General features: G+C 55.3%; 16 protein-coding genes. 13 read left to right on the top strand and 3 right to left on the bottom strand.

From position 1 onward, the window contains the following. A complete protein-coding gene (locus tag ACOERD_RS05885; protein WP_419738373.1) occupies positions 1-918 on the bottom strand; it encodes an ABC transporter permease in 918 nt (305 codons plus the stop codon). 11 nt (positions 919-929) lie between these two features. Continuing rightward, positions 930-1,382 carry a hypothetical protein gene (locus tag ACOERD_RS05880; protein WP_419738372.1) on the bottom strand — a complete coding sequence of 151 codons (453 nt, stop codon included), beginning with the start codon at positions 1,380-1,382 and terminating at the stop codon, positions 930-932. A gap of 130 nt (positions 1,383-1,512) precedes the next feature. Between ACOERD_RS05880 and istA the strand changes: the two genes are divergently transcribed. The 12 genes from istA to ACOERD_RS05820 all read left to right on the top strand — a co-directional run bounded on the left by istA (position 1,513) and on the right by ACOERD_RS05820 (position 12,022). Beyond that, positions 1,513-3,021, top strand: a complete 1,509-nt coding sequence (istA, locus tag ACOERD_RS05875; protein ID WP_419737605.1) for an IS21 family transposase — start codon at positions 1,513-1,515, stop codon at positions 3,019-3,021. Continuing rightward, complete coding sequence (gene istB, locus ACOERD_RS05870; protein WP_419737606.1) at positions 3,008-3,739, top strand: IS21-like element helper ATPase IstB; 732 nt, start codon at positions 3,008-3,010, stop codon at positions 3,737-3,739. Before istA ends, istB begins: the two co-directional genes overlap by 14 nt. Positions 3,740-3,928: 189 nt before the next feature. Further along, the gene (locus ACOERD_RS05865) at positions 3,929-4,609 is read left to right on the top strand and encodes a PaaX family transcriptional regulator C-terminal domain-containing protein (protein WP_419738371.1); all 681 of its coding nucleotides are present in this window, start codon (positions 3,929-3,931) and stop codon (positions 4,607-4,609) included. 195 nt (positions 4,610-4,804) lie between these two features. Then, entirely contained in the window at positions 4,805-6,007 is a 1,203-nt protein-coding gene (gene pcaF / locus ACOERD_RS05860) for a 3-oxoadipyl-CoA thiolase (RefSeq protein WP_419738533.1), read from the top strand. A gap of 129 nt (positions 6,008-6,136) precedes the next feature. After that, positions 6,137-6,586, top strand: coding sequence for a hypothetical protein (locus tag ACOERD_RS05855; RefSeq protein WP_419738370.1), 450 nt, complete (start codon positions 6,137-6,139; stop codon positions 6,584-6,586). Between the two features lie 24 nt (positions 6,587-6,610). Next, on the top strand, positions 6,611-7,588 hold the full coding sequence (paaA, locus tag ACOERD_RS05850) for a 1,2-phenylacetyl-CoA epoxidase subunit PaaA (RefSeq protein ID WP_419738369.1): 978 nt from the start codon (positions 6,611-6,613) through the stop codon (positions 7,586-7,588). Positions 7,589-7,611: 23 nt separating this feature from the next. Then, the gene (gene paaB, locus ACOERD_RS05845; protein ID WP_170336421.1) at positions 7,612-7,896 is read left to right on the top strand and encodes a 1,2-phenylacetyl-CoA epoxidase subunit PaaB; all 285 of its coding nucleotides are present in this window, start codon (positions 7,612-7,614) and stop codon (positions 7,894-7,896) included. Then, entirely contained in the window at positions 7,896-8,654 is a 759-nt protein-coding gene (gene paaC / locus ACOERD_RS05840; protein WP_419738368.1) for a 1,2-phenylacetyl-CoA epoxidase subunit PaaC, read from the top strand. The genes paaB and paaC overlap by 1 nt, the downstream gene beginning before the upstream one ends. Positions 8,655-8,660: 6 nt before the next feature. Next, on the top strand, positions 8,661-9,122 hold the full coding sequence (gene paaD, locus ACOERD_RS05835; protein WP_419738367.1) for a 1,2-phenylacetyl-CoA epoxidase subunit PaaD: 462 nt from the start codon (positions 8,661-8,663) through the stop codon (positions 9,120-9,122). A gap of 13 nt (positions 9,123-9,135) precedes the next feature. Continuing rightward, complete coding sequence (locus ACOERD_RS05830) at positions 9,136-10,209, top strand: 2Fe-2S iron-sulfur cluster-binding protein (protein ID WP_419738366.1); 1,074 nt, start codon at positions 9,136-9,138, stop codon at positions 10,207-10,209. Positions 10,210-10,222: 13 nt separating this feature from the next. After that, a complete protein-coding gene (locus tag ACOERD_RS05825; RefSeq protein WP_419738365.1) occupies positions 10,223-10,984 on the top strand; it encodes a Phenylacetic acid catabolic protein in 762 nt (253 codons plus the stop codon). 126 nt (positions 10,985-11,110) lie between these two features. After that, the gene (locus ACOERD_RS05820; RefSeq protein WP_419738364.1) at positions 11,111-12,022 is read left to right on the top strand and encodes a GlxA family transcriptional regulator; all 912 of its coding nucleotides are present in this window, start codon (positions 11,111-11,113) and stop codon (positions 12,020-12,022) included. A gap of 3 nt (positions 12,023-12,025) precedes the next feature. Here ACOERD_RS05820 and ACOERD_RS05815 read toward each other — a convergent pair whose 3' ends face one another. After that, entirely contained in the window at positions 12,026-12,415 is a 390-nt protein-coding gene (locus tag ACOERD_RS05815; RefSeq protein ID WP_419738363.1) for a hypothetical protein, read from the bottom strand. A gap of 188 nt (positions 12,416-12,603) precedes the next feature. Here ACOERD_RS05815 and ACOERD_RS05810 point away from each other — a divergent pair, with 188 nt between their 5' ends. After that, the gene (locus tag ACOERD_RS05810) at positions 12,604-13,575 is read left to right on the top strand and encodes a helix-turn-helix domain-containing protein (protein ID WP_419738362.1); all 972 of its coding nucleotides are present in this window, start codon (positions 12,604-12,606) and stop codon (positions 13,573-13,575) included.

The raw sequence follows: 13,575 nt of genomic DNA, 5'->3' as shown, positions 1-13,575 counted from the left end.
TTACCCTCGTCCCATGAGGTTGCGGACATATCCAACCGGGCCGGTTTCGTACCATTTTTTGTGACCACGCTCACGCGATGAAATGCCGAAGCTTTGCGATACACGGTCAATAACAATGGCCAGAAATACGATGCCCAACCCACCGACGGTCGCCAGACCCATGTCCAAGCGCCCGATGCCGCGCAGAACCATCTGGCCCAAGCCGGTCACGGAAATCATCGAAGACACCACAACCATGCTTAGCGCCATCATGATGGTCTGGTTCACACCGTCCATGATAGTGGGCATCGCCAAGGGCAGCTCGACCTTATACAGCGTTTGCCGGTTCGAAGCACCAAAGGCGCGCGCGGCCTCGACCATATCGCCCCGAACCTGTCGGATGCCCAGATTGGTCAGGCGCACCACCGGCGGCAAAGCGTAGATAAAGGTCACGATCACGCCCGAAACATTGCCGATCGAAAACAGCATGACGATGGGCACCAGATAGACAAAGGACGGGATCGTCTGCATCAGATCTAGCATGGGCTGTAAGACCGTCCAAAATCGATCATTCTTGGCCGAATATACACCTAGCGGAATGCCGATCAGCGAACAGAACACCACGCAAGTCAGAACAATGGACAGGGTGGTCATGCTTTCTTCCCACGCGCCCATCAGGCCGATAGCAAGCATACAAGCCGCCGAGATTGCACCTAAACGGCGACCGCCTGCCTGCCAGGCCACCAAAATGATTAATGCCAGAACCACCAAGTCTGGGGCCTGGGTCAGAGCGTCCTCCAATCCGGTCAGAACGATTTCAAACGGCACCTTGATCGCCTGAAAGATGAAGCGGAAATTGGTCACCACCCATTGCAGGAAGGATTCAACCCATGTGCCAACGGGGACCCATTCAGTGTCAAAAATGTTCCAGATATCCATGATTTCGCCCCTTACCCGCGTAATGCGGTCAACGCGTCTTTGATGGTGATCTGCCCAATGGAGGCATGATCCGGACTAACGACGGTGACCGGAGACTGATCCTCCATGAAGAGATCGATGATCTCTCCCAGCTCAGCATCGACGCGCACGGTTTTGTCGGTAGCGTCCTGCCCGTTCAGCGGTTCCATGATGGTTTCAGCCTTGACCAGCGCGACGCGGCTGATGCCTTTCACAAACTCTGCGACATAGTCGTCTTTGGGGCTGGTGACGATTTCTTCGGGTGTACCAATCTGAACGATCTCACCGTCATTCATGATGGCGATGTGATCTCCCATCCGGATGGCTTCATCTAGATCATGCGTGATGAACAGCGTGGTTTTGTGCATATGCGCCGAAAGGTTCAGAAACTGGTCCCGCAATTGGCGACGGATCAGAGGATCAAGCGCCGAGAACGGTTCGTCCATCAGCAGGATTTCTGTGTAGAAAAGCGTGCAATTTTGACCCCCTAAGCGGGGAAATCGGCGTCCAAATTTGACCCCTCCCTATGGTTGTAGACATCCTTTTCATTGAGCAGTCGATGGAGAGGCAAGCGGGATGATTTGCGTGGAAACTATTAGAAAAGTGCGTCGCTTACACCTGATCGAAAAAAAGAGCATCAAGGAAATTTGCCGTTCGCTCAATTTGAGCCGTGCAACGGTTCGAAAGATAATCCGATCGGGAGTGACGGAGTTCAAATATGAGCGCAAATCGCAGCCATACCCGGTGCTCGGGCCTTGGCGCGCGCGTCTGGATGAAACGCTTGAGGAGAACGAGGCGCTTCCGAAGAAACACCGCAAGCGGATGACCAAAATCTGGAAGGAACTCTCCGATGATGGTTTTGGCGGCGGGTATGACAGTGTTCGACGCTACACAAAGAATTGGCGCATTGCGCACGGCCGACAACAGGCGCAGGCGTTCATCCCGCTGATCTTTGATCCTGGGGAGGCGTACCAGTTCGACTGGAGTGTGGAGACGGTTTTGATGGACGGTGCACTCACGACCGTGAAGGTTGCCCATTTCAAACTTTGCCATAGCCGCATGCCATTCTCCATTGCCTATCCGCGCGAGACGCAGGAGATGGTCTTTGATGCCCACGACGAGGCCTTCAAATTCTTTGGTGGAGGCTGCATCAACGGGATCTACGATAACATGACGACCGCCGTCGATGCGATCCTGTCGGGCAAGGAAAGAAAGTTCAACAAGGCATTCTCCCGGATGTGTTCTCATCATCTGGTGAACCCGATCGCCTGTACGCGCGCGGCCGGTTGGGAGAAGGGTCAGGTTGAGAATCTGGTCAAGGAGAGCCGCGCCTATAGTTTTACACCGCGTCTGGAGGTGGCCGACTTCGATGAATTGAATGCCCGGCTGCAAAAAGACGCGATCAAACGCGCAAAAGAACTGCGGCATCCGGAAAACCTGGAGGTGACGGTCTGGGAGGAGTTCCAGCAGGAAAAGCCGCTGCTGACGCATCTGCAGAAGCCCTTCGTCGGGTTCCGTGAAAAGACGGTCGCCGTGAGCCGAACCTGCCTGATCAACTTCGAAAGAAACAAATACAGCGTTGAGGCAAGAGCTGTTGGACGTCAGGTCCAGTTGCAGGTCTACGCCACGCGGATTGTCCTGCGCCAAGACGGTGAGATTGTCGGAGAGCACGAACGGTGCTTCGGCCGAGGAAAAACGATCTTCAACCCTTGGCACTATGTGCCCGTCCTCAAGCGCAAGCCTGGCGCTCTGCGCAATGGAGCACCGTTCCGTGACTGGGACCTACCACCGGCAATGACGCAGATCTGGACCCATCTGCGGGGCACATCCGACGGAGACCGGCAACTTGCCGATATTCTTTTCGCTGCTTACCAGCACGACATTGATGTGGTCGAGGCTGCCTGCGAAGAAGCTCTAAAATCTGGCCTGCGCAAGGCCGATGCGATCCTGAACATTGTCTCTCGGCGCACCAATCCCCCGCCGCCAAAGGCGATTGAGCCGCCTGCCCACCTGCAGCTGAAAATGGCACCGATCGCGGATTGCGCTCGCTATGACAGGCTTGGAGGCTCCCATGCAACTGCGTAAGGAAATTCTCGAACTTGCCCGTCAACTGAAGTTGCCAGGCATCGTCAACTGCTTTGACGAAGTGATGCAGGCCGCAGCCAAAAACAACTGGCGGCCCCAACAGGTCGTGGCCGAACTCCTCACGGCCGAACTGGCCGAAAAGACTGCGCGCTCGATCCGGTATCAGATGGGTGCCGCAAAGTTCCCGGTCTGCAAGTCCTTACCTGAGTTCGACTTCACGGTCAGCCCCGTCAACGAGGAAGTCGTGCGCAATCTTCATGACGGCGATTTTATGGACCAGGCCAGGAATGGCGTGCTGGTCGGTGGAACCGGATCGGGCAAAACGCATCTCGCAACAGCGATCGGGGGCCACGCGGTCAATAACCGCCGGCGGGTCAGGTTCTTCAGCGCTGTGGATCTCGCGAACAAGCTGGAGGCTGAACATCGCGAAGGCAACGCCGGGCGGCTCAGCGAGCAGCTGATCCGCGTCGACCTCGTGATTATAGACGAACTCGGTTATCTGCCGTTCGCAGAGTCTGGTGGACGATTACTCTTCCATCTCATCAGCAAACTGTACGAGCGAACGTCTATTCTGCTAACAACCAACCTCGCATTTGCTGAATGGCCGAGTGTGTTCACAGATGCCAAAATGACCACTGCTCTCCTGGATCGACTGACACACCATTGCGATATCATCGAAACCGGGAACGAAAGCTGGCGAATTAACCACCGCGACTAACCTCGAAATCGGGGAATAAATTCAAAACAGACAGCAGGTCAAACCTTCAGTCGAGCTACGCTCTCTTTTCGGTTTGACCTGCTGTCCACCCCCTCCTGAATCAACCTAAACACGACCCCCTCAACGCCCCTCTTAGCTCCAAGGGGGGTCAAATTTGGACGCCGATGGGGGGTCATTATTCAATGCCGATTGACAATCACTGCGTTGACAAGCCTTGTCGGCATCAAGGCCGAAGCAACCAGAGTTGCATTGCATCGATTGCGCAAAGAGGGATGGATCGAAAGCACTCGTGTTGGACGCGCAAGCGTCCATCGACTTACGGAATATGGTCGTAATCAAAGCGCAACTGCCGCGCCGCGCATTTATGCCCGCGAAACGACCAAACCAGACATCTGGCATGTGCTGATCTCGAGCAACTCGGAAAAATCCCGAAAGGAATTGGCAGATCTGTTGCTAACTGGGGAATATATCTCTTTGAACCCGGCAACAGCGATGGCGTCGGGACCGATGCCGGACGATTTGGAAGAATTGCTGGGATTTGAAGCCAACGCGATTTCGGTTCCCGAATGGCTACGAGGATTGTTCGGGCCGGAGCCGCTGAAAACTGCGTATGACGATTTTTGGAAGTCGGTCCAAGCTATCGGCGATTTGTTGCCGCCAACTGGCGTGGATGATCCATTGAAAACGGCGGCACTGCGTGTACTCATTGTCCACAATTGGCGCCGCATCATACTGCGCCACCCGGTCTTGCCGGCGGATTTTCTGCCAGGTGACTGGAAAGGGCCTGCGTGCCGCGAGGCAGTTTCCAAGCTTTTGGATATGTTGCCTCGCCCGCAACTAGCAGCTCTGGAAGCAGAGCTGAGCACTTAGATTTTGGGCTAAATACCTTTCGAGCATCGCGAAAAAATGCAGGTTTGGCGTCTGCGGCAAGCTGATTTTTTAAATGTTACGATTTTGTCAAAAATATCTTTTTTTGGTAACATGAAGCTTGCTAAGAATCAGCGAAAACATTATAAACCGACCATACGGTCTATAATAGACGTGAAGGTACAGGAGAATTCACAGATGGATGCATTCATTTGCGACGCGACGCGCACTCCGATTGGTCGGTATGGTGGTGCACTGTCTTCAGTCCGCACGGATGATCTGGCGGCCATTCCGCTGGCCGCTTTGAAAGAGCGCAACCCACAGGTCGATTGGTCCAGCGTCGATGATGTCATCTATGGGGATGCTAACCAGGCTGGTGAAAGCAACCGGAACGTGGCGCGGATGGCGGCCTTGTTGGCCGGATTGCCGATTGAAGTTCCTGGAACCACCGTGAACCGCCTTTGCGCCAGTGGCATGGATGCAGTTGGAATGGTTGCCCGGGGCATCAAGGCGGGCGATTACGATCTGGCTATCGCGGGTGGTGTTGAAAGCATGTCCCGTGCACCCTTTGTGATGCCCAAGGCGACATCTGCATTCGCACGTAGCAATGCAGTTTACGACACGACCATCGGCTGGCGCTTTGTGAATCCGAAGATGAAGCAGGCCTACGGTATCGATTCAATGCCGCAAACCGCTGACAATGTCGCCGAAGACTATAGCATCAGCCGCGCGGATCAGGACAGTTTCGCGGCGCGCAGTCAGGCCCGGTGGGCCGCCGCGCATGAGGCGGGGCTGTTCGCAGACGAAATCACTCCGGTCTCGGTTCCACAACGCAAGGGCGACCCGATCGTGGTCGATACCGATGAACATCCCCGTCCGGGAACAACGGCCGACAAGCTGTCGGGCCTAAAGGGAGTGAACGGGCCGGACAAAACCGTTACTGCGGGCAATGCTTCTGGCGTTAACGACGGAGCCGCAGCCATTTTGATGGCGAATGAGACGGCGGCTGCGAAGAACGGCCTAACTCCGATTGCGCGGGTTGTGGGAATGTCGGTGGCTGGCGTCGCGCCGCGCATTATGGGGATTGGGCCTGTGCCGGCCAGCCGCAAAGTTTTGGCGCGGGCCGGGTTAACCATAGAACAGATGGATGTGGTAGAGTTGAACGAAGCTTTTGCGTCGCAAGGGCTGGCAACACTTCGCGAACTGGGCCTTGCTGACGACGCACCGCATGTGAATCCGAATGGCGGTGCCATTGCCATGGGGCACCCTCTGGGCATGTCCGGCGCACGGCTGGTTTTGACCGCTGCATATCAACTGCGGCGGAAAGGTGGGCGGTATGCTCTTTGCACGATGTGCGTGGGCGTCGGGCAGGGTGCAGCCCTCATCCTGGAACGGGTATAGCAAGGAGAGTGTGGTTTTGACTGACGCAATCCAGATTATCGACCACAGCGAACGGGTCGAGCGTTATTTGAACCGTATCAAGACACCATCGGAGACGATTTCAAGGCTTACCGAGGTCATGTTTATCGTGTGATTACCTACGCCATGCACTTCCTCGGCTGCGATGACACGCATCGTGCGTTGGTCGAGACGGCCTTCGTCTATCACGATATCGGGCTGTGGACAAAAAACGATCTGGCTTACCTGGAGCCATCCGAAGAATTGGCTCTTCGGGACAATGCTGAAAAAGGTTGGGGGTTGGATCCGGATTTGCTTCGCAACGCCATCCATTGGCACCACAAGGTAACACCATACCGTGGGCCGAATGCTGACGTGGTCAATGCCTGTAGAAAAGGTGACTGGATCGATGCAACGGGAGGCAAGATGCGCAAAGGACTTTCGCGCGATCAAGTCGCCCAAGTCGAGGCCGCTATTCCCAGCTACGGATTTGCAGACGTTTTGCAACGCTTGGCAACGGATCTTGGTGGCACCGCATTCAAAGGAAACATGCGGGTTTTGAGTCACGTATTCAAAATCTGATCCCATCCGATAGGAGGAAATACGATGTACGCACAAATGGTTAAGTCTGAGGCCACAAATGATGACCCCAAAAAGCTTGCCGAATTCCAGGCAAAGATTGACGCGGACATCAAGATTGAGCCGAAGGACTGGATGCCGCAGGGGTATCGCAAGACCCTGATCCGCCAAATTGGTCAGCACGCCCATTCTGAGATCGTTGGACAACTGCCCGAGGGCAACTGGATCACCCGCGCGCCCACGCTGGAACGCAAAGCGATCCTGCTGGCCAAGGTGCAGGATGAGGCCGGACACGGGCTATACCTGTATTGCGCGGCAGAAACACTGGGCGTCAGCCGGGACGAGCTGACCGAGATGCTGCTGGACGGTCGGATGAAGTATTCGTCGATCTTCAACTATCCCACCCTGAACTGGGCCGATATCGGTGCGGTTGGCTGGCTGGTCGATGGGGCCGCGATCATGAACCAGGTACCGCTGCAGCGGACATCATTCGGGCCTTATTCGCGCGCCATGATCCGTATCTGCAAGGAAGAAAGCTTTCACCAACGTCAGGGATACGATGCCATCCGCAAGATGGCCGAGGGGACGCCGGAACAGAAGAAGATGGCTCAAGATGCCCTGAACCGCTTTTGGTATCCGTCGTTGATGATGTTCGGGCCTTCGGACAAGGATTCGGTGCATTCGACCCAATCCATGGCCTGGAAAATCAAGATGAACACCAATGACGAGCTTCGCCAGAAATTCGTCGATCAGACCGTACCACAGGCCGAATTCCTCGGGCTGACCGTCCCTGATCCAGACCTGAAATGGAACGAAGAACGCGGTCACTACGATTTTTCGGAACCGAACTGGTCCGAGTTCTTCGACGTCATCCAAGGCAATGGGCCTTGCAACACCGACCGCCTGGCCGCGCGCAACAAGGCCTGGGACGACGGACAGTGGGTGCGTGATGGTTTGCTGGCCCACGCACAAAAGAAACGCACCGGTCAAGTGGCCGCTGAATAAGTCTGACCTGAGGAGGAAACCCTATGAAAAACGAATGGCCCCTGTGGGAAATCTTTATCCGCGGTCAGCACGGTATGAGCCACCGTCATGTTGGTTCGCTGCACGCACCGGATGCGGAAATGGCAATCAAGAACGCACGCGATGTGTATACGCGCCGCAATGAAGGCGTGTCGATCTGGGTGGTCGAAGCGAACAATATCTCGGCCTCATCACCCAGTGACAAAGGCCCGCTTTACGAACCCAGCGAAAGCAAGGTGTACCGTCACCCGACATTTTTCGACATACCCGAAGAAGTGGGGGCGATGTGATGACCCGCGATGGAGCTTTCCTGCAGTTTCTGCTTAGAATGGGTGATAACACACTCATCCTCGGTCACCGCGTGAGCGAGTGGTGCGGTCATGCGCCCGTACTCGAAGAAGATATCGCGCTGGCCAATACCGCGTTGGATCTGATCGGCCAAACCCAAATGTGGCTGGGCCTTGCCGGCGAGGTTGACGGCGGCAAGAGTGCTGATGACCTGGCGTTCCTGCGCGATGCGTGGGATTTCCGCAACGTTCTGATGGTCGAGGTTCCGAACGAAGATTTCGGCCGGACCCTGATGCGCCAGTTTCTTTTTGACGCGTGGCATTCGATCATGCTGGGGCGTCTGATCAAGTCGTCAGATGAACGTGTTTCCGCAATTGCGGCCAAGGCCAGCAAAGAGGTCGCCTATCATCTTGAACGCTCGGGTGACACGGTTGTCGGATTGGGCGACGGAACGGCTGAAAGCCACGACCGGATGCAGGCGGCGCTGGACTATCTGTGGCCTTATGTTGGTGAGATGTTCGCCACCGACGAGGTGGACGCCGAAATGGCAAAGGCCGGTATTGCGCCCAATCCCGCCGATCTGCGTGCCGAGTTTGATGCGTTGGTCCAGCGGGTTTTGGCGGATGCGACGCTCACAATCCCGGAAAGCGATTTCGCGCATAAGGGCGGGCGCAACGGGCAGATGCATACCGAACACCTGGGGCACCTGCTGACTCAGATGCAATGGCTGCAACGCGCCTATCCCGGCGCAAGCTGGTAAGCCGATATGGAACGGGTGCCGACAGATCAGATATGGGACTGGCTGGATGCCGTGCCCGACCCTGAAATACCAGTCATTTCCGTGGTTGATCTGGGGATTGTACGCGATGTGTGCTGGGATGCCGGAACCTTGAAGGTGACGGTGACACCGACCTATTCCGGCTGTCCAGCAACGTCGGTCATCAGCATGGACATTGAAACCGCGCTACGGCATCACGGGATCGAAGACATCCGGATCGAAACCACAATTTCACCCGCCTGGACCACCGATTGGCTCAGCGACAAGGGCCGTGCGCGGCTGGAAGAATACGGCATCGCCCCGCCGCAACCGGCAGGCGGCCCGGAGCGGTGCCCGCATTGTGGCAGCAAGGCGGTTGAGAAGGTCAGCCAGTTCGGCTCGACCCCGTGCAAGGCGCACTGGCGTTGTACCGACTGTCTGGAACCTTTTGACTATTTCAAGTGCATCTGAGGAGGAGCACCGGATGGCACGTTTCCACGACCTTAAGGTCACCGATATCCACAAAACGATCCGCGATGCGGTGGTATTGACACTGGAGCCCTTGAACGGCGCGGCAGAAGAATTTGACTTTACCGCCGGTCAATACCTGACGTTCCGGCGCGATTTTGATGGCGAAGAACTGCGCCGGTCCTACTCGATCTGTGCGGGCAAAGACGATGGAGTTTTGCAGGTCGGCATCAAGCGTGTCGATGGCGGGGCTTTCTCTGGTTGGGCAAACACAGAGCTGACTGTCGGAGACATCGTACAGGCCATGCCGCCGATGGGCAGCTTCCACGCTCCGATCGATGCAAATGCCGAAAAGCAATATCTTGGTTTTGCCGGCGGTTCAGGCGTTACACCCGTTCTGTCGATCCTCAAAACGACGCTCGCACGTGAACCCCAATCGCGGTTCACGCTGATCTATGCCAACAAAGGCATCAATACGATCATGTTCCGCGAAGAACTGGAGGACCTCAAGAACCTCTATATGGGCCGCCTCAATGTTATCCACGTTCTTGAGACGGACTCTCAGGAAATCGACCTGTTCACCGGATTGGTGACACAGGAAAAATGCGCCGAGTTGTTCAAGCACTGGGTCGACATCGAAAACGTCGACACGGCGTTTATTTGTGGACCTGAACCCATGATGCTGGGCATTGCGGCTGCCCTGCGCGAACATGGGCTAGACGACAGCCAGATAAAATTCGAACTGTTCGCCAGCGCGCAGCCAGGCCGTGCAAAGCGTAAGGCAAGTTCTGCGGATGCCAACCGGACGGACAATCAGACCAGCGCTTCCATTACGCTGGATGGCTCTACCCAAACCCTGACCGTTCCCAAGGACCTGTCTATTCTCGATGCAGCTTTGGAGAATGCGATGGACGCCCCCTATGCCTGCAAGGCCGGCGTGTGTTCGACCTGTCGCTGCAAAGTACTGGAAGGGGAGGTCGAGATGCTCGCCAATCACGCACTTGAGGACTACGAGGTTGCGAAGGGCTATGTGCTGAGCTGCCAAGCCTATCCAGTAACAGACCGCGTGGTCGTGGATTTCGATCAGTAAAGGAGAGGTAGACATGACCGACACTATGACTCTCGACAGCTATCTTGCCGCAGGCGGCGTGCTGACCAACCCGTCAAATGTTCCACCACGCTATCGCGCTGAGCTGCTGAAACTGATGGCAACTTTTGTTGACAGTGAATTGGCAGGCGCTGCCGGTTTTGCTGACGTAATAAACCTCGGGCCGGGAATTAAAGAACGTATCGCCGCCGCCAAAATTGTGCTTGAAAAAACGGATCACGCAAATCGCGTTCTGAACATCATGGGAGAGTTTGGAGCCGACACAGAACGCTACGCCAATCATCATCCGTGGACGGCCCGTTTAAGCCGGGATGCGGACATCGGAGCAACGCGTTCCGAACATGATATGCGCTTGGCTGTGTTCAACTATCCATTCTCGGGTTGGACGGACGCCGTGATCATGAATTTGCTCATGAGCCGCGCCGTCGCCGAACAACTGGCTGAGTATTCTACGATTTCCTATCAACCTTTAGCCGAGGCTTTCCGCTCAATCGCTCCGATTGAAGCACACCATGGCGAATTGGCTATGGAGGGCGCAATTAAGTTGATCGAACGAGGCAAAGCTGAGCAAATGCAAGTCTCGGTCGACTACTGGTGGCCTCGCGTCGCGGTGTCTTTCGGGGGCGACGATCCGAAACGGTTCGAGTTGTTAAAATCTCTTGGTCTGCGGCGGAATAAAAACAGTTCCCTGAAAGAGCGCTGGAGCCAGACGATGAATGACACGCTGAAGACTTTGGGACTGAAAACGCCTTTGTGAATCGCTTGACTGGACCGATTTTGGGTCCGTCCTCTAGTCTGAGGCGAGGCTCAAGTTCTTGGGATAACAAGAAAAATAGCAGTGTAGGGCTGGGGTTTGTCGGACGTGGCCTGACGACTGATCGCAATGGGCCATTCGGTAACACTTCAGATTCTCGACTATCCGGGGGTTCAGAAATTCGCTCAATGGGGAATCAAAGACCAGTTGGATTATGCGAATGCCCAAGCTGAAAACCTTGGATCCACGCTATTCACAACTGAGATTGCGCCACAACCAAATGGCCGACCTGGGGTTATCGTCTTTCCTCCCGCATTGTCCTTTGACCCACCCAAACTCCCGAGCGGGTGGCAGGATCGACTGGTGGAGCTTCACCGATCCGGTACCGTTTTGGCGTCAGTTTGCTCTGGGGCTTTCCTGCTGGCAGAGACCGGATTGCTTGATGGTCGGCGCGTAACCACGCATTGGCGTCACTCGGCTGTGTTCCATCGGACCCACCCAAGCGCAATAATAGATACGGACCGTCTCTTGGTAGATTTGGGAAGCATTGTGACAGCCGGCGGTGTAATGGCCTGGACCGATCTGACCTTGCATATGATTGAACGAATAGCGGGGCGTAAACTCATGTTGGATGTGGCCCGAATGTTCGTGCTGGACCCGCCGGACAGGGAACAAAGTTACTACGCAACCTTTACGCCAGACACCAAACACGCGGATATCCAAATTCTTGCGGTGCAGAACCAATTGCAGACCAACCTAAAGACAAGACACACAGTTGCAGACCTAGCGCAAATCGGCAGAATGTCGGAACGCAGTTTGTTGCGCCGGTTCAAAAAGGCCACGGGCATGACGCCCGTGGCCTATCTACAATTGTTGCGGATCGAAGCTGCCCGATCCCGGCTGGAACTGACGCTCGACAGTTTCGAGCGTATCAGTTGGGACGTGGGCTATGGCGATGCCGCGACCTTTAGGCGGATTTTCAAGCGTATTGTCGGTTTGACCCCCGCAGACTACCGCCGTCGTTTTGGACCAAACGCCTAAACTTCAGACTTTGGGCCGGGTTAAATAGAGGCCGGTGAGAACGAGCCAGATCATTGCAATCATTCCGGTTTGCGCCCAATACGGCCAAGTCGGCTGACCTTCGGTCAAGACCGATGCCAGAGCCTCGGACATGTTGACAGAGGTCAGACCCAGAACAGTGGCAAACAGAACAGCCAATGCTATCGGCACCACCTTGATATCGCGAGAGGCGGCGTAGAACAGGCCGACATAGCTGATCACAGCGAACGAGATGATCTTGTCCTGATACGCATAGAAAGGCGTGTCATAGTAGACGAACAGAATTGGCAGCTTGATTCCAAAGAAATGAGCTGTGGCCATTGCGATGAAGTAGGCCACACAGGCCAGCAGGCCGAGGCGTAGAAGGTTGGGCATGATGATATCCTAATCTTGGTTATGCTCCCTACATGCCCTGCAACGCACAATGAAATCAGAGGCGATATTGCCATCAATCGGGCTGATACCGCCAAACCCACCGAGCTTGCAGAATACAAAACGCTTTGCTGAAAACTCACATCGCGGGTACTCTTTACGCTGATCCAGTCATAGCAAGCCCGTCACCCATGAAGCCACAGCTAGACAGCGCATATTTTAAACCGCTTGTGCGGACGAATTTGCGTTCACGATCTGTAGAGGGGTTTTCTCAGGATCTGGAAAAGATCTGCGGGCAGTTTGCTGTCGAATCCAGTGTTGCCACGCGCGGACGCATTGACGGGGACATCTCCACCTTGCCGGTCTCGCGCTTTGAGACGGCAATCGTATCACTCGACGCACAAAGGGTTTTTCGGGACGAGCGTATGATCCGACAAGACCCCGGAGAGCACTTGTTTCTTCTCATCCAGGACAAGGGAAATTGTCGTATCCATCAGAATGATACATCGGTTTTGCTGGGACCGGGCGACATGTTTCTGGTCGACAGCGCGAAACGCTCCGAGTTTGTATATGACGGGATGAACTCGCGTCAGATTTCGATCCATTTGCCACGCGACGAGATGGTCCACAGATTCGGTGAGATCTGCACGGGAGGTATTTCGGTAGATCGAAACGACCCCCTGTTTTTCGCCATGCGTGCCGTGCTGGCCAAGATATTTACCGAGGAGACCGCTGTGGCCCCTCATTTGGGCGAAGCATTTCTGAGCTTGTTAGGTGCGTATTTCCGCTGTGTTAGCCATCAGGAAGACCAACGCGGGCGAGAAGCAAACGCGGTCCTCTCGCGCGCTCTTCAACTGATTGAGCAGAACGCGATGGATCCAGCATTTGGACCGCAGGCATTGGCCGAAGCATTGCAGGTTTCGCCTCGGACGCTGCAGCGTCATTTTGGAACCCTTGGGGAAACCGCCAGCAAACGCCTTATGTCCGTGCGGCTTGAAACAGCAAAAGCCCGGCTAAAAGAGGTGAACTCTGACGTAGGGCGCGACACGATCGCTGCGGTTGCGTATGATTCCGGTTTCAACGACCTGTCGCATTTCTACAAGGTCTTTCGGGAACGATTTGGTGTCTCACCCGGGGCGGTGCGGAAAAATATGTCGTCCTAA

Origin of the sequence: Ruegeria sp., from assembly GCF_965199275.1 — a bacterium.
GTDB lineage: Bacteria > Pseudomonadota > Alphaproteobacteria > Rhodobacterales > Rhodobacteraceae > Ruegeria.
Note: the sequence above shows the minus strand (reverse complement) of the source record. Positions and strands in the feature narration are given on the sequence as shown.